The organism is Kineothrix sp. IPX-CK (assembly GCF_039134705.1).
In the GTDB taxonomy this organism is placed as follows: Bacteria; Bacillota; Clostridia; order Lachnospirales; family Lachnospiraceae; genus Kineothrix; species Kineothrix sedimenti.
In genome coordinates this window covers 1,493,412-1,509,247 of the sequence record NZ_CP146256.1, presented here as the reverse complement: position 1 = coordinate 1,509,247, position 15,836 = coordinate 1,493,412, and the positions used below count along the sequence as shown (strand labels likewise).

Sequence of the window (15,836 nt, the reverse complement as noted above, 5' to 3'; positions counted from 1 at the left end):
TTAGATTTTTAATGATTTGAAATATGTCAGATACTTTTCGTTCTTCATCAACATTTCCTGTACCATGCTGTGTATCTCATCTGTACTGCATACACTTGATGTCAAAGGATCGAATAAAATTGCCTGAAATACTTTCATCGGGTCCCCTTCAATTGCCGCGCGGACCGCAAGTTCTTCAATCTTAGCAGAATTATTTATCATAATTGATAAATGTTCCGGTAATGTAACTTGCTTGATTGCTGTGATTCCTTTTTGTGTAGCTACCACTGGAATCTCAACACAAGCATTCTCTTCAATATTTGTAATATAGTTCTTATTTTTAAGATTCGCGTTAAAGAAATATGGTGTTCCATCTCCAAATATTGCATTAAAAATATTGGAAGCATATTCCTCTCCTCTTTCCAGATCAATCTGACCAGATTCCAACCAGTCCTGATACTCTTTTTCCCAGGTATCCTCTCTTTCCAGATATTCTTTTAATATGTAAGCATGCTCGCCCGGATTCCATCCTGTTCCATGTGTACAATATTTTTCGATCAAATCCTTTCGTTTCCTGAACCAAGAATTGTATTCGGAATTATGTCCTGAAGATTCCGTAGGAAAATAATGCAAACTTTTCATCATCTCTATTCTTACAGGTTCTTCATTTGCTACCTCATCTTTTTTTATTGCATCCCAGATTCTAGGGTATGCATCCTCTCCATTCACCTCGAATTTAAGATAGAATGCCTGGTGGTTAATTCCGGCACACAAATAATTAATTTCTTCCTCTTTTGCTCCAATCCATTCTCCCAACATTTTGGCAGTTCCCTGCACACTATGGCATAAACCAGTAACATTCAACTTTGTCTGTGATTGTAAATAACTAACCAACATAGCCATTGGATTGGTGTAATTCAAGATAATCGCATCAGGGCAAACCTCCTCTATATCATGAATGATATCCAGCATGACTGGTGCAGTTCTTAAAAAACGAAAAATACCAGCCGGTCCTCTTGTATCACCCACACAAATATCCACCCCGTATTTTTCAGGAATTTCAATATCATGTCTCCAGACATCTACTCCTCCCTGAAGTATCGTAATCAATACCCCATCCGAATCTCTTAATGCCTCCTTTCTGTCTGTTGTCATTTGGACTGTTGCCTTATGTTTTCCAGCCTTAATAATACGTCTTACGCCTTCCTCGGCATATTGCAGTCTTTTCTCATTAATATCCATTAGCATGAATTGACAGTCGTCAAATGCGTCAAACGTTAAGATGTCTCTTACCAAATCTCTTGTAAAATCCAATGATCCAGCTCCTATAAATGTGAACTTTCTACTCATTCTTTCCTCCTGATGTTTTATAAACATTATGTTTGTTTACCAATTGTTTATCTATATAATAGAGCATTTTTATCAATTTGTAAATAGTTTTTTAATTATTCTTGCATTTTAAATGATTATCCGTTATTATTATGTTTAGTAAACGAGGTGAACTTATGTCAAATATACGCGATGTTGCCAAAGAAGCTGGTGTTTCCATTTCTACGGCATCAAGAATACTTTCAAACGATGAAAATTTCAGGACAACCGAACAAACAAAACAAAAAGTACTGGAAGCTGTCAAAAAACTAGATTATCAATTTCATCCACGTAAAAAGAATGTACCAAAACTAACAATCGGCTGTATTCTGCCGCTTACATCCGAAAAGTATTCGGATCCTTTTTTTACATCTATTTTATTATCTGCCGAAACGGAATTGAATCAGCATCAACCTACTGAATTTATTCTTAGAAACTTTAATGATTTGAATCATTCATCAGTACTGCAGGATTTTTGCAACACTCCCCTTGATGGATTATTGATTATGGAGGAGATTACAAAAGATTTAATGGCGCATTTATCCCGGCCGTTTCCAAATATCGTAACCATTGATCAGATAGAATCAACCTTTAATTCCGTAGGATTTGATCATTATGCCGCAAATATGCAGATCATGAAACATCTTCTGAATAACGGATATCGGAAAATTGCTTATATTGGCGGTTCCGCTCCCGGTTTATCATTTTATGATTCTCTGCGAATGGTAGCGTATCGGGAAGCTTTAAGAGTATTTAATATTTCTTACGATGATAGTATTATCAAAGATTGTGAATGGAATCTGACGCTTTGCGCTAAATATGCGGAAGATCTGCTTCTTTCTGAGAATCGGCCTGATGTCATTTTTGCCGGGAGTGATACTCTCGCAACTGTTATATTAGGTGTAATTTATCAGTTGGGCATGAAATGTCCCGATGATATTGGAGTCATTGGCTTTAATAATCTGGATACCAGTGTTCATACGATTCCTCCACTGACTACTGTTGACGTTCCGACAAAAGCAATCGGAAAACTTGCGGCAAAACGTCTTTTAGATTTAATTAATAACCGTGATTCTTTGGTAATTAATGTATCCCTGCCTACCTCATTAATTGTTCGGGATTCGACCAGATCGTCGCTCCCTACCGGTATATCATTACTATAAAAAGCTGAAAACACCGAACAATTCGGTGTTTTCAGCTTTTTTAGTTCTATTTTGCTAATTTCTTTTTATAAAATCTATCTGTCACTATTACCAGTATCGCGATTATAACAATCGATAAGATAATATAACCGGCTGGATACAAAAGAGCCCCCGTTACATCTATGCTGCCTGCCTCGGATATCTTTTTCAAATCGGCAGACTATCCGCCAGACAAAGCGCCCCATACCCCACTCTGGCATTAGGATAAACCGCCTCTCCCCGCAGCGGCCTGGCTCCCCTTCTCAAATAAGCCCGCACCTTCTCCCCGTAAAGATAAGGATCATTGCCCATCACAATTCCCCATTCCATCATGAGCGATGCCGATCCGGTCACAAAAGGTGTGGCAAAGGAAGTCCCGGTCACCAATTCCGTCCCGCCCATCCCATCGCTGATCGATATATCCACGCCGGGAGCTACGAGATCCGGCTTTACCCATTCGCTGGCGATTCTGCTCTCCAGCCGGTTTTCCAGAAGAAATCCTCTGCCGGAAAAGTCCGCGTATGAATCGTAGATACTGCTGTAAGCACCTACCGTAATTACTTTATGGGCCGTAGAGGGTATTGTGAAGGTCACCTCCGGCGTAGGCGAATAAAACCTTGTTCCGCTGTTAAGGATTACGCTGCTTGGCAGATAGAAATAGTAATTCCCCGTCACGATTTTGACCGGCTGCAGCAGAAATGTCCACACACCCGAATTGATATAATTCTGGCGCGGAATAAAATCAAAATATATTTCTTGGTCAACGCTGTACGGAGAAGGCTCCCCTATATATATGAGGACGTCAGTCTGCTCCATCGTAAGCCTTATCGTCCCCGATCGTCTGGTGTCCACGATTTGTCTTTCTCCGCCCGGTGAAATGAGAGTTACCAGAAAAATATCCGCGTACTCCTTCCAAAGCTGCACGCTGACCGTCCTCTCATAGGACGCTATCGCCAGTTCTACTCTTGTCTCGCCCGATACAACACCTGCCGCGTGGCCTCCCGCAGCTCCCTCATTACCGCTTCCCACACAGATGACATTTCTTCCTATTTCAGAAACATTATCCATAAAACGTTCCAGCAAGGAGGTACCGTCATGCGCCCCGTATGTATTTCCAAAGCTCAGATTGATAGACATCGGCCTGGCAAGTGCAACCGACTTTTGCACTACATAAGTCAGCGCGCGCATAAGCTCTGTAGTCCTCGGAAAAGAAGGCTGCCTGGCCATTCCCAGCTTTACAATGATTAATTCGCTTTCCGGTGCCACTCCCACATATCTTCCGTCAGACGAAAGCCCGTTGCCCGCAGCAATCGCTGCCACCGCTGTTCCATGTCCCGTCACGTCCAGACTTGGCAGCATACGGAACTTTTCCTCCGGGTTGCTTTGCTCCAAAGCGGCGTCTATCTGCATATTATTGAATTCCACTCCCATCAGAAAGCCTTCCGGGGGCGCAAATCCTCTGCTTTCATCCGGTTGAAGGGTCTGGTCCCATAAATATAAAATACGGCTCGTTCCATTCGGCCGCCTGAAATCCATTCTTTCATAGTCGATACCCGAATCTATTATTGCAACAAGTGTCCCGCGACCGGTCAAAAAAGGGTCTCTCACAGTAACCGGCAATATGCAGGAAGCTTCTTTTCCCTGCTGCAGATTGAAAAAAAGACGCTTAGGCATTTCCACGTATTCTATTTCTTCCAGCTCCACCAACGAGGCTATCAGACTTTGCGGTATAGTAATGATCGCATAACCGGCAATCAGTTCCTCCACGCCAATGATTGGATTGTTTAGGCGACTCAGATCGCCGTTATATTTCACGATCAGTTCCCATACACTCGTCTCCGGATCATAGCCGACATCCAAAACAAGAGATTTTTCCCGCTCCTCTCTGGAAGCATTCAGTGCCAGATTCAAAAGATTTTCTAATTTTTGAGAATCCATATACATCCTTCAAAATTTCTATCACTGTTATTGTATGCTTTATCCTTTGGCAGTTCACACGCAATCCCATATTTTTATTAACTTATTCCGATTCTAGATTATTTCACTTCAAACCAGTCGAAATCCGCATATTTCCCCAATCCGGTCAAGTCCTGACAGCATATGCCGCACATTGCTCCCGTAAACCAGCCTTACTCAAGTGCATTTTCAACGGCCTTTTTCAGAACATTACTCGAATTTGTCGCTCCCGATACCGCATCGACATCTATTTTTTGTTCTTCAACTATTTTATCCACAACTGCTTCCGCAGATTCTCCGCGCTCATTTCTATGCTCTAATATGCTGATATTCTCAATTCTCCCATCTTGCACGGTAACCTCTACCTTTGCGTATATAAAATTAACATTGCAGTCTCCGGTATATACTCCATCCGCGACCTCCGCGAGATCTATCTCTTCAAAGACAATGCTTTTGACCGCCTTCTTGTAATCCGAGACACTTTTCAGATAAATTACAAGACAAGCAAAAGCAACAAGCAAAACAAACGTTATAACATAAATAACAATCTTCTTTTTATCGCTCATACATTTCCTCCATAGTCGTAATAGAATAGTAAAGTGTGTCAAAACCATATTCCAGAAACTCTTCTTTGGACAGCTTCATTTCTTTTTCAATATAGCATTCCTTGTTTGCCGCCGTCTGAACGAGACCGGCCAGCATCCCCCAGAATACAAAGATTGTAGGCAAAACCTTTATTCCGGCACGTATTTCTCCCCTCACAATCCCATCGCACAAAAACTGACGTATCTTCTCGTTTATTTCCTCTCCGACACGATATGTTTCCTGCTCCTCCGGCAAATAACTTCCACTGTCAAAATCAACGTTAATCTTATCCAGTGCCATTTTAAAATAAAAAGGATATTCCGCTTGATATTGCGCTATTCCGCGGCATATATGATCATACCTGGCCCGTGTCGTTTCCTGTCCTTCCAAAGCGACGGCAATATAAGCATACAGCTTCTTCATGCTCTCCAACACCAGTAATCCGACGATCTCCTCCTTATTTTCAAAATACACATACAAAGTAGCCTTGCTATATCCCGCCGCCTTCGCTATATCATCCATAGACGTCGCTTCTATACCATTTTTTATAAAGAGGGCTTGAGCCGCACAAGCAATATTTTCACGGTGTACACTCTTCGGTTCTTTTTTTCTTCGTCCCATTCGTTATCTCACTCCAATTAATTAAACTCATAGTTTAATTATAATATTATATTTTCTCCTTGTCAATTTATATTTTAATATAAGAAAGGGTTTTGCCTCACCGTACACTTAAGCAGATTGGTTTTGTTTCCGCACCCGTTGATTAATTATTCCGCTTTTTCATTATAAGTACATTGACACACTGCAATTATTGAAGTATAATTACACAGTAAATATAATTAACACCGTTAACGAGGGCAATTATATGGGTATCAAAGAACGGCGTGATATCGAAAAAGCCGAAATGAAAAAGAAAATAAAAGGTGCCGCTATTGAACTTATTGAACAAGAGGGCTATGAAAAATTGTCAATAAGAAAGATAGCCGCGAAAATTGAGTATTCTCCGACCACAATTTACCTTTACTACAAAGACAAAGCCGAGATTATTTCGGATATGTCCTACGATCTTTATCATAAAGTTGAGAGCAATGCTGCTGCCATCATAAATGGCAATGCTGCACTTTCAATAGATCAGCGAATACGCAGCCTTTTGAACGTCTTTGTTATGAGCCTTTGCAGTGAACCTGAAATGGCAAAGGCTATTATGTATAGCGGAACAAATGCGATATTTGCTAATGAAAGCAGAAATGATAAGCCTTCCAATTCAGGAATAGACATGCTTGATAATTTCTTTGCCGACGGGATAGCCCAAAGAGTCTTGAAGCCAAATATAGCGAACACTTCATGGATGATAATTAGTGCTTTACTCGGTTTCGTTATGTGTGCCATAGAAAATCAATTATATAAACTGGAGGATTTCGACCGGCTTGTGAGCGATTTCATAGAAATCCTTATGGGGGGAATCAGACTTTGAATTATCATCATTTGATATGAGGTGGAATATATGCTTTGGATAGTTATAGTTTTGATTGCGACGGCAATCATAGTGATGTATATGGCAATGCCAGGCGGCAGGCTTTGGAAGCAATATCTGGCAGATGTGAAATGTTCTTTCGCCGAAACAAATAGGCAGAGAAGCACACAAAGTATATTTACGGAAGATTATGTTGCCAGGCTGCCGGCTCCGCTTTGTCAGCACATCATCAATGGCGGATATATGGGAAAGCCCGCTATGAACAACATGCTGATAAATTTTCATAACACAAAATTTTGCATGGCGGCAGGCAGAAAGCCCATTAAGATTAAATTCATGCAGGTCAATTTTGTAGGCAGACCTGACCGACATGCTTTCTTGACGGGAAGAATTGCAGGGATTCCATTGCAGGCTAAAGACAGTGTGCTGGACGGATACGGCTCTATGACCGGCGTATTTGCCAAGCAGTTTCAGCTTTTCCGTTCTACCGGGGCCGAAATGGATCAGGGGCAATTGATAACGGCGCTGGCAGACGCAGTATATATGCCGTCTTTATTTTTACAGGAGTATGTTTCATGGACAATGATCGACGACCACACCGTCGAAGGCGAGATCGCATGGAAAGGAGTCTCTGCTAAGGGAAGATTTTCTTTTGACACTGATGGCAACATTAGTCGTTTTGATACCAATGACCGCTACATGGACGAAAATGGAAAAGGCAGCTCGCTGGTGCCGTGGTATGTAATCTATTCTGATTACAAAGAGCAGAATGGCTACTTTCAGCCGGGAAGTGTTAGTGTAAATTGGATGCTCCCGGATGGTGACAGCACATATTTTGTGAGCGACAGCATTGAGATTCAGTACTCGATAAAAGAAATAAAAAACAATCTTTTGGGGTACATCTGAATATTTATTATGATTATACTTCACCGACATAGCTTTTTGTTATATTAGGCATACATAAGCTTCCCGAAACACTGTATTCCTCATATAGCTTTTTCAGCTCTAAAATATAAGGTTCATAATTACTATCGCCTCTTTCAGGCGCATATGAAGCGGACATATTTCTTCCGATAAAGCTATCTTCATCAAACATCAAGTCACATCTAAAAGTTTTATATTCACAAATCCCATCTTTAAAAAAGTCACTGTATTCTTCGGGGCTTTCTCCTCTCATACCGTCAGAAAATCCCTTGAAATCAGGACAGAATTTGCGATTGATGGATTCATTTTTCATAACCAGTTCGCTTTTATCGTCCCGGCTATTCCATACGAGGATTACTTTACCTTGACTTTTTAGTATCCTTTTACACTCTGACTTAAATTTTATTCTGTCAAACCAATGGAACGCCTGGGCAACAGTAATATAATCAACGCTATCATCCAATAAACCGGTGTTTTCAGCTGAAGCATTTACGGACACAAAATTATCATATGCGGTAAGCTCTTTTTCTGCGATGTTTCTCATGTCCTTATTGGGTTCAACACCATAAACATAGCTGTTTTGTCTTAATAGCAGGTCAGTTAATATTCCTGTCCCGGATCCAATGTCCGCGATAACGCTCTCTTTCGTAATTCCGACTTCCGAATAAAGATATTCAATAAAGCCATCCGGATAGGAAGGTCTATACTTAGAATAAATATTTGCCTTACCTGTAAATTTTGCTTCGTTCATTCGTCACAACCCTTTCGCATATTATATTCACATCATTTTATCACATTCCGAGTATAGCATATTTCCTACTTCATTTACAGCAATAAAAAAGACCATCGGCATATAGAATGCTGATGTGACCCCAATAAGTTAGACTTTATTAGCGAGACAGCTTCGGCTGCCTCGCTAATTTTATGCAGCCAAGAGATTGAGCCTGTATTGTACAGGGCTCATCCATCCTAGTTTTTCTTTGATTCTTTGTTCGTTATAATACTTTATGTAACCTTCGATTTCATTTTTTAATTCTTCATAACTATAATATACCACACCATAGTATATCTCTTGTTTTAATAAACCAAAGAAGTTCTCCATGACTGAATTATCATGGCAGTTGCCTTTTCTTGACATACTCTGGAAGATTCGTTCTTCTTTTAGACGATGTGAATAAGCTTTCATTTGATAAGCCCAACCTTGATCTGAGTGAAAAGTTCTTCGGTAAGGACAATCGGATGTTATTTCAATAGCCTTATCAAGAGCATTCATTACATTAATTGCAGAGGGATGCTTATCTATGCCATAACTTATGATTTCACTATTGCACATATCCATAAACGGGTCCAAGTATAGCTTGTGCATTGTCATATGTCCTTTGGAATCTACCTCATAGTATTTAAACTCTGTAGTATCAGTTGTAATCTTCTGATGTGGGATATGAGTATTGAAACGTCTGCAAATTCTGTTACGTGCAACTGTTCCAACTTTCCCCTTATATGAACTATACTTACGACTTTTCCTGGTAAAAGACATAACTTGGAGACTAAGCTTTTGCATAATTCGTTGGACTTTCTTCTTGTTTACTGTATATCCCTGATTCCTGAGTTCTCCATACATACGACGATATCCATAATCCTTATTATTCTCATGAATATCTAATATCCTATCCTCCAGCTCTTTATCAGGATTTTCTCTATTAAATCTTTTCTGCCAATACATATATGCCGCTTTTGGAAAACCTACAACTGCGAGAATATCTTTTAGTTTGAACTCTCCTCGGAGGCTGTGGATGATTCTCGCTGTTTTTTCAGAAGAGCTTCCTCCTCTAAACGCAGCCTCCTCAGTTCTTTTAAATAGGCATTCTCTATACGTAGCTTTAAAAGTTCATCTTCAAGATGTTTCACATGTTCAGCGCTAGTGTCTATTGGATTTGCTTCAATAGGCTGAGATTTATGTTTATTGTTTAGCTTATCAAACACGTTCTTCCGACCTCTTTTCCTAGGCCTCAAAGCATCAGGACCAGCAATCTGAAAATCATTCACCCATTTACAAATCTGTGCAGGATTATGAATTCCTTCTTGAATAGCTAATTCTTGATATGAAACCTCACTTGTTAGATATAATTCTACAACAAAAATCTTATATTCAAAAGAGTATTTTTCTTGTTTTCTTAAACGCATCAAACCTTCGTCACCTTGTGATTTGTAATTATCGACCCACTTTTTTACATTACTCGAGGCGGAAACACCGTATTTCTTTGCTAAATAATCTTTTCCTCCTTCTCCATTTAGATAAGCCATCACAACCTTTTTCTTAAATTCAAAAGTATATTTGGACATAAAATACTGACCTCCAATCGTTAGATTTTTAGGTCTAACTTTTGGGGGTCAGCACATGCGACAGTCTTTATCAAATACTTGTGTAATACATCAGGTCATGTTACAATTTTATATCATGGAGGCATAGCTCAGCCGGGAGAGCACTTGCTCGACAAGCAAGATGTCGCTGGTTCAAGTCCAGTTGTCTCCATTATTTTTCTTTCTGACATTCTTATTTCTCATATAATGTTACCATAGTTTGATGGTACTCTTTTCTTGTTATTTAATACATATTTTCCCCACCGCAGTACACACTAAAAATTATAAGGAAATAATGTGAAAAAGGCATGGTCATTAAACGATGGATTATTGTGAAATTATTTTTCGGTGTGTATTAATTGTATTGATGATATATTATGTTTTTAAACGAAAATTTAAAATATTAAAAACTATTACTTTAGTATTTGTATTGTCTTTCTTATCTGTATTTCTGAATGCTGTATTTCAGATAAAGGTCGATGCATTCAGTAATTTTTTATATTTAACGGTTATATTTTCGTCATTATATCTCGGCAGTTCATTAGGTTTTTACGACAAATACAAATGGTGGGACCGATTGATTCATCTTCTGTCCGGCATTGGTTTTGTGGGATTTGGAAATGCAATCGTCAATGCAGCTTCCACTGACATAAATAAACCGGGGATCCTTATTTTTGGTTTTACCTTTTCAATAACACTTCATGTGTTTTGGGAGGTCCTTGAATATATAAGCGATTGTCTATCCCATGGCAATGCACAGCGATGGCAAAAGGTAAATGCTGCTAAGAATCATATGCCCGAAGGAGCACTTCAACCAGCCGGGCTCGTGGATACAATGAACGATACTATTTGCTGCATTGTTGGTGCCGGGCTGGCAGTTATTGCCTGGTATATTACTGTTTCTTAAAAATAATCTTCATAATCGGGAAGAATACCCAGAAGGATATAATGCTATTAACAAACATCGTTACGATATCTGCCAATGTCATTCCCAGAGAGGTTCCAAACACCTGCATCAGCAGATTGTATACCGGCGTCTTATAAAGTCCCTGTAATGCCGCCGCTCCGATAGAAATGAGCACCCATGATACGAAATACCAAAATGCTGCCTTCCCTACGCTGGAGTTGGACTGAAAGGTTACATTCCTCTGCAAAAAGAAGTTAATGATCTGGGCAATAAGCAGCGTGATTTCCACAGCAAGGAAATAAGCTAATCCTCCTCCGCCTCCTTCCGCGATTGCTCCTACCGAATAGTCAAATACATAATAAACGCTTCCATCCAGATTGGTTCCAACGGGAATAACCCGGAAGGCCGTGTTCACAAGATCTGTAAATCCGAAAATGAATTTGATGAGAGGCATCAGAACCATTTGCAGCACCGTAACACCGTTACTGATGAGAAAAAAAATGAAAAATTCCATGATATTCGGATGTTTTTTTCTCCAGCTCCTCCATATACTTACTACTTTATTATCCTTTTTTATCGTGTCCAAAACCATCCTCCTGCCCTATTTCGTATTTCTCTGAGCTCTTCGGCTTCTGAAAAAGCCTCCCACGAATCCCTTAAGTCCTGCAAAAAAGTGGCCGTTTACCATCCGGACAAGCTGCCTTGCCATCTCCATCGTTATGATGCCCTTGGTCATCTTGGCAATTCCACGAAAGGGCATATTATAAATGAACAACACATTCAGGTCGGGAATTCCCTTTTTCTCGCTGCGATCCTTGAGTCCTGTCAGCACCTTATAAGCTAATCTGGCCAAACCATTTCGCGCATAGTACATCTGGCACAGGGCATCATTTACATCCAGGATGCCGTCCTCATTCCAGCGCCCATCGGGTATATCATGCCCCAAAAGTGCGGCGAATTCTCTATCGCTTACTGCTTGTATCCTGCCGCTTTCATAGGGTATCATAGCTTCTTTATCATACCAGCATTTTGCTGCCTCACCTAAGATATGCAAACTACCTCTAAGCCTTATATCCGCACTGGAAGCTCCGATAAGGACATGATACTCTCCCTCTTCCACCTCCCATCGGTTATTTCCCGCATTGAAATAGCGGAAAGCTTTATCATCCAGCGGAATAACCATTCGTTTTGACTCTCCCGCCTTTAAAAACACTTTGGAGAAACCCTTGAGCTCCTTTATCGGACGGTAGATTTCCGATTCCTTCGCACCGATGTAAAGCTGTGCTGTTTCCGCACCATCCACATCGCCGATATTCGTCAGAGTAAAGCTCACTTCCTTTTCTGCAACACTTAAATCGGAATAGGCGAAAGACGTATAGCTTAGTCCATATCCAAAAGGAAACTGTACTGGAACCTCCGCTTTATCGTAATAGCGGTAACCGATGTAAAGTCCCTCTCTATATTCCGCACTGTATTCTCTTCCCGGGAAATAATGGTAGGCCGGGGTATCTTCGCTCCTGAGAGGAATAGTCTCTGCCAGCTTCCCGCTGGGGCATACCTGACCGGTAATCACCTGAAGCATTGCCCCTGCTCCTGCCTGCCCCCCCAGATAACCGTGCAGTGCCGCCTTACATTTATCCATCCAGGGCATTTCGATAGCGGAACCTGCGGAGATTACCGTTGCAATATTGGGATTTACCTTCGCCACCTCTGCAAGTAAGGAAACCTGACTTTCCGGGATCCTCATATGGGTTCTGTCCAGTCCTTCGGTCTCGCTGATTTCATCCAATCCGAGATAAAATAGAACGATCTGCGCTTTCTTTGCCAGCTCCAATGCAGCCCTGCGCATATCGGCATCCTCCCTGCCTCCCCGCGCATAACCTCTTTCAAAACCAACGACGGTAAGTTCATAGTCCTTTAGAACATCTAGCGTATTATCCAGCTTCGTGCAGTTAACGATAGACGATCCCGCACCTTGGTAACGGGGAGTCTTGGCAAAATCTCCGATTATCGCCACTTTTGTGTCCTTCGAAACAGGGAGCAGATTCTCTTCATTTTTCAGCAAAACAATACTTTCCGCCGCTGCTCTTCTCGCCGCATTGTGATGTTCTTCTATTGGTATATCCTTATTTTTATGCGTTTCCATGACCGGATGTATTTCATAAATAATCTTCAAAAGCTCCTCCACCCTCCGGTCTAACAGCTCTTCCTTCACTATTCCTTCTCGTACGGCCTTCGCCAGCTCCCTGTCGCTGTCTCCGCCCGTGGTAGGCATTTCCAAATGGTTTCCGGCCTTAACGGATTCTACATGGTCGTTGGAACCTCCCCAGTCCGTCACAACAAAACCGTCAAACCCCCATTCATCCCTGAGGATTTCCTGGAGAAGCTTCTCATTCTCACTGGCATATACTCCGTTAATGCGGTTATAGGAGGTCATCAGGCTCTTAGGCCTCGCTTCCTTTACCACGATTTCAAATGCCGTCAGATAGATTTCCCGCAGCGTCCTTTCATCGACGATGGAGTCGCTGGACATCCGTCTCAATTCCTGACTATTCACCGCATAGTGCTTCGGACAGGCAGAAACCCCCTTGCTTTGAAGTCCTCTTACTTCTGCCGCCGCCATTTTCCCGCACAAATAGGGATCCTCGCTGTAATATTCGAAGTTACGTCCGCAAAGAGGGCTTCTCTTTATGTTCATTCCAGGGCCCAGGATTACACTCACACCTTGCGCAAGCGCTTCCTCTCCGATACAGGAACCCACCAGCTCTCCTATCTCGGGGTTCCAGCTATTTGCCACGGTTGCCGCAGTGGGGAAACAGGTGGCGGGCAAGCTGGCATTCAGTCCCAGATGGTCTCCCGCTCCTACCTGCCTGCGTACCCCGTGAGGTCCGTCCGACATTATAATGGTCGGAAGGTTCAGCCGCTCTATGGTCTTGGTTTCCCACATATCCTTTCCGGACAATAAGGATGCCTTTTCCTCCAGCGTCATCCTACTTATCAATTCTTTATAATCTATCATGTATTCCACACGCCTTTCTTCTTCCCTGCATATCATAAGACTGCCATTAACAAATCTGCTTTTTCTTCCATACCCATAATAGCACGCATACTGTAACTTTTTTTATCCGTTGCGTAAAATGCCTTATCTGTTTCACAAACTGCTCTGCGGCTATTCCACTTTTCTGAATTTATTCACCTCACCGCTCAACACATTTACAGTCTCCAGATTATGGGCGGCTTCGTCACTTATTGTGATAATAGAATGAAAAAGTATATTGGTATCCTCATTGGACTGAACCACTGCATTCACGCTTTCCTCTACCGCGATGGTAATTCCGCTTAAGCCCTCCGCCATATGCGATGCGATTTCCCGCAGTTCCTTTGCCTTACTCTCGAACCCCAGGAGCATTTCATTTATTGTCCCTGCATCCTTTTTATAGCTGCCTGTGATGGCTACGAACTCATCGTAATCCACTAGGATATTTTCCTTGATATAAGTCATAAGCTCATGGGCATTATAAGCAAGCTCTTTTACGGAAGCTACCACAAGAGTATTTGTTGTCTGAATATCGCTGGCAATATCCCTGGTGTTCTCCGACAGCTTTCGTATTTCCTCCGCCACAACGGCAAAACCTTTTCCTGCATTTCCGGCTCTTGCCGCTTCGATAGAGGCATTTAATGCCAAAAGATTCGTTTGGGAGGAAATACCGAGAATTGCATCGGTAAGCTCATTTATCTTTTCTACGGAACGGCTTTTTTCAATGGAACTTTCCATCTTACCGTCGATTTCCTGCATGACCTTCCTCGTCATTTCCTTGCTCTCTCCCGCCTGAGCACTTACCTCCAGCGCCCGGACGGCAATACTTCCTACTTGTGCAGAACCAAAACGAGCGGATTCCTCCATAGTATTGGAGGCTTGAAGAACGTTCTGCGCTCCCCCGTCGATGTTCTGCAGGGTGGCATTTATTTCCTCCATGCTTGCTGACATCTCGGTCAAAGCGTCGGAAATGCCGGAAGCAGAATCTTTGCATTCCAATATATGGGCATTAATTGTTTCCGTGGTGCCTTGAATGGTATGAGAGCCCGATTTGATCGATAGCATGGCTTGCTGCAAGGCTTCCAGGAAGCTGTTGATTCCCTTCACGATCTGACCGATCTCATCCTTACTGCTGCAGCCTATCCGCGCTGTCAAATCTCCCTCTCCGGTTTCCAGCTTCAGGATAATGCCGTTTAAATCATCCTTTGTCTTTTTCAAGGGAGCGATTATTGTCTTCATGCAAACATAGAAGGCTGCTGATGCAGATAATATGAACAGACTCGCCATAATCCAGATGATCATAGTAGATCTGGTGACTCTCGAATGTATCAGTCCGGTTTCATGCGCGATGCTTAAATCCAGCACCTCTTGAAAACCTTTTTCTGCCTCCGACATCTCACCGGATGATTTTTCTAAGGTCTCATAGGCAGCCTGCGCCGACGCTCTGTCATTGTTTTCTATATGTCCGGCGATTGCAGACGCTTGCCCCAGATAATCTTCCATTTCTGTATAATAGGGCGCATACGCCTCCGTCAATGCCGTATTCATGGCTCTGTTTGAGAATTCTTTACAAATTGCATCTATATTGCTTATGACTGCTTCGCCTTGGGCGACTCCGTCCCTGATTGACGTCACCGCTTCTTCCCCGCCGCTTTCCTCATTGCTTAACAGATAGAATTGGATAGATAGGTTGATTCCATCCATGCTCTTTACCAAATTCACCTGTTCATATTCTAAGCTGAGAAAAGAGTCGGAAATCAGATCTGTGGACAGCCGGATCTGTGAGTTTGTAACTCCGCTAAGAGCGGTATTCACCACAAATAATCCGGTGAGAAAAACTAATATGAATAAGATACGAGATACTATGGATTTGCGCATAACTTCCCCCTTAAATTGTTTTTACATATTTTGACAATCATATCTTATCATTTATCTTCCTTTATCGTATCTAATGTCATAAACTGTCGGTTTTAGAGCACAAACTGCATTATAAACATATTTGACATTGAAAGGGGCGCAAAAAGGCATTTCTCACATGGTCATCTCATTATATTTCAATTCCAT

Annotated in this window: 15 protein-coding genes and 1 tRNA gene; 5 read left to right on the top strand and 11 right to left on the bottom strand. The window is 41.8% G+C overall.

What is annotated here, in order from left to right:
- Positions 1 to 1,356 carry an alpha-galactosidase gene (gene melA, locus V6984_RS07085; RefSeq protein ID WP_342759081.1) on the bottom strand — a complete coding sequence of 452 codons (1,356 nt, stop codon included), beginning with the start codon at positions 1,354 to 1,356 and terminating at the stop codon, positions 1 to 3.
- A gap of 128 nt (positions 1,357 to 1,484) precedes the next feature.
- Here melA and V6984_RS07080 point away from each other — a divergent pair, with 128 nt between their 5' ends.
- Positions 1,485 to 2,510, top strand: a complete 1,026-nt coding sequence (locus tag V6984_RS07080) for a LacI family DNA-binding transcriptional regulator (RefSeq protein ID WP_342759080.1) — start codon at positions 1,485 to 1,487, stop codon at positions 2,508 to 2,510.
- 46 nt (positions 2,511 to 2,556) lie between these two features.
- Here the strand turns inward: V6984_RS07080 and V6984_RS07075 are convergent, their stop codons facing one another.
- From V6984_RS07075 to V6984_RS07055, 5 genes are all read right to left on the bottom strand, one after another.
- On the bottom strand, positions 2,557 to 2,700 hold the full coding sequence (locus V6984_RS07075) for a hypothetical protein (RefSeq protein WP_342759079.1): 144 nt from the start codon (positions 2,698 to 2,700) through the stop codon (positions 2,557 to 2,559).
- A complete protein-coding gene (locus V6984_RS07070; RefSeq protein WP_342759078.1) occupies positions 2,697 to 4,466 on the bottom strand; it encodes a S8 family peptidase in 1,770 nt (589 codons plus the stop codon). Before V6984_RS07070 ends, V6984_RS07075 begins: the two co-directional genes overlap by 4 nt.
- 98 nt (positions 4,467 to 4,564) lie before the next feature.
- Positions 4,565 to 4,639: a hypothetical protein gene (locus V6984_RS07065; RefSeq protein WP_342759955.1), complete on the bottom strand. Its 75-nt coding sequence runs from the start codon at positions 4,637 to 4,639 to the stop codon at positions 4,565 to 4,567.
- An 18-nt stretch (positions 4,640 to 4,657) separates the two neighbouring features.
- Entirely contained in the window at positions 4,658 to 5,050 is a 393-nt protein-coding gene (locus V6984_RS07060; protein WP_342759077.1) for an FMN-binding protein, read from the bottom strand.
- The gene (locus tag V6984_RS07055; protein WP_342759076.1) at positions 5,040 to 5,690 is read right to left on the bottom strand and encodes a TetR/AcrR family transcriptional regulator; all 651 of its coding nucleotides are present in this window, start codon (positions 5,688 to 5,690) and stop codon (positions 5,040 to 5,042) included. Before V6984_RS07055 ends, V6984_RS07060 begins: the two co-directional genes overlap by 11 nt.
- A gap of 244 nt (positions 5,691 to 5,934) precedes the next feature.
- On the opposite strand from V6984_RS07055, the gene V6984_RS07050 reads away from it, so the two are divergent.
- Positions 5,935 to 6,543 carry a TetR/AcrR family transcriptional regulator gene (locus tag V6984_RS07050; protein WP_342759075.1) on the top strand — a complete coding sequence of 203 codons (609 nt, stop codon included), beginning with the start codon at positions 5,935 to 5,937 and terminating at the stop codon, positions 6,541 to 6,543.
- Positions 6,544 to 6,573: 30 nt separating this feature from the next.
- Positions 6,574 to 7,449, top strand: coding sequence for a DUF6544 family protein (locus V6984_RS07045; RefSeq protein WP_342759074.1), 876 nt, complete (start codon positions 6,574 to 6,576; stop codon positions 7,447 to 7,449).
- 13 nt (positions 7,450 to 7,462) lie between these two features.
- Here the strand turns inward: V6984_RS07045 and V6984_RS07040 are convergent, their stop codons facing one another.
- Together V6984_RS07040 and V6984_RS07035 are read right to left on the bottom strand one after the other, a co-directional pair.
- Positions 7,463 to 8,218 (bottom strand): class I SAM-dependent methyltransferase, encoded by a 756-nt coding sequence (locus V6984_RS07040; protein WP_342759073.1) that lies wholly within the window; start codon positions 8,216 to 8,218, stop codon positions 7,463 to 7,465.
- 171 nt (positions 8,219 to 8,389) lie between these two features.
- Positions 8,390 to 9,810 (bottom strand): IS3 family transposase gene (locus V6984_RS07035; protein WP_342759072.1). Its coding sequence is split into 2 segments (ribosomal slippage): positions 8,390 to 9,324 and positions 9,324 to 9,810, totalling 1,422 coding nucleotides; the frame shifts between segments, so codons are not numbered across the junction.
- A gap of 117 nt (positions 9,811 to 9,927) precedes the next feature.
- Here V6984_RS07035 and V6984_RS07030 point away from each other — a divergent pair.
- A tRNA-Val gene (locus tag V6984_RS07030) sits at positions 9,928 to 10,000 on the top strand.
- A 405-nt stretch (positions 10,001 to 10,405) separates the two neighbouring features.
- The gene (locus V6984_RS07025; RefSeq protein WP_342759071.1) at positions 10,406 to 10,735 is read left to right on the top strand and encodes a hypothetical protein; all 330 of its coding nucleotides are present in this window, start codon (positions 10,406 to 10,408) and stop codon (positions 10,733 to 10,735) included.
- Here V6984_RS07025 and V6984_RS07020 read toward each other — a convergent pair.
- The 3 genes from V6984_RS07020 to V6984_RS07010 all read right to left on the bottom strand — a co-directional run bounded on the left by V6984_RS07020 (position 10,722) and on the right by V6984_RS07010 (position 15,650).
- A complete protein-coding gene (locus tag V6984_RS07020; RefSeq protein ID WP_342759070.1) occupies positions 10,722 to 11,321 on the bottom strand; it encodes a hypothetical protein in 600 nt (199 codons plus the stop codon). The genes V6984_RS07025 and V6984_RS07020 overlap by 14 nt on opposite strands.
- 15 nt (positions 11,322 to 11,336) lie before the next feature.
- Positions 11,337 to 13,790, bottom strand: coding sequence for a glycoside hydrolase family 3 C-terminal domain-containing protein (locus V6984_RS07015; RefSeq protein WP_342759069.1), 2,454 nt, complete (start codon positions 13,788 to 13,790; stop codon positions 11,337 to 11,339).
- A gap of 114 nt (positions 13,791 to 13,904) precedes the next feature.
- The gene (locus V6984_RS07010; RefSeq protein ID WP_342759068.1) at positions 13,905 to 15,650 is read right to left on the bottom strand and encodes a methyl-accepting chemotaxis protein; all 1,746 of its coding nucleotides are present in this window, start codon (positions 15,648 to 15,650) and stop codon (positions 13,905 to 13,907) included.
- Positions 15,651 to 15,836: the final 186 nt, after the last annotated feature.

What these genes read in the sequence shown, in the direction of transcription:
- V6984_RS07070 (WP_342759078.1), bottom strand. Translation starts at nt 4,466, where the DNA reads ATGGATTCTCAAAAATTAGAAAATCTTTTGAATCTGGCACTGAATGCT.
- V6984_RS07010 (WP_342759068.1), bottom strand. Translation starts at nt 15,650, where the DNA reads ATGCGCAAATCCATAGTATCTCGTATCTTATTCATATTAGTTTTTCTC.
- V6984_RS07040 (WP_342759073.1), bottom strand. Translation starts at nt 8,218, where the DNA reads ATGAACGAAGCAAAATTTACAGGTAAGGCAAATATTTATTCTAAGTAT.
- V6984_RS07050 (WP_342759075.1), top strand. Translation starts at nt 5,935, where the DNA reads ATGGGTATCAAAGAACGGCGTGATATCGAAAAAGCCGAAATGAAAAAG.
- V6984_RS07055 (WP_342759076.1), bottom strand. Translation starts at nt 5,690, where the DNA reads ATGGGACGAAGAAAAAAAGAACCGAAGAGTGTACACCGTGAAAATATT.
- V6984_RS07080 (WP_342759080.1), top strand. Translation starts at nt 1,485, where the DNA reads ATGTCAAATATACGCGATGTTGCCAAAGAAGCTGGTGTTTCCATTTCT.
- V6984_RS07015 (WP_342759069.1), bottom strand. Translation starts at nt 13,790, where the DNA reads ATGATATGCAGGGAAGAAGAAAGGCGTGTGGAATACATGATAGATTAT.
- V6984_RS07060 (WP_342759077.1), bottom strand. Translation starts at nt 5,050, where the DNA reads ATGAGCGATAAAAAGAAGATTGTTATTTATGTTATAACGTTTGTTTTG.
- V6984_RS07045 (WP_342759074.1), top strand. Translation starts at nt 6,574, where the DNA reads ATGCTTTGGATAGTTATAGTTTTGATTGCGACGGCAATCATAGTGATG.
- melA (WP_342759081.1), bottom strand. Translation starts at nt 1,356, where the DNA reads ATGTTTATAAAACATCAGGAGGAAAGAATGAGTAGAAAGTTCACATTT.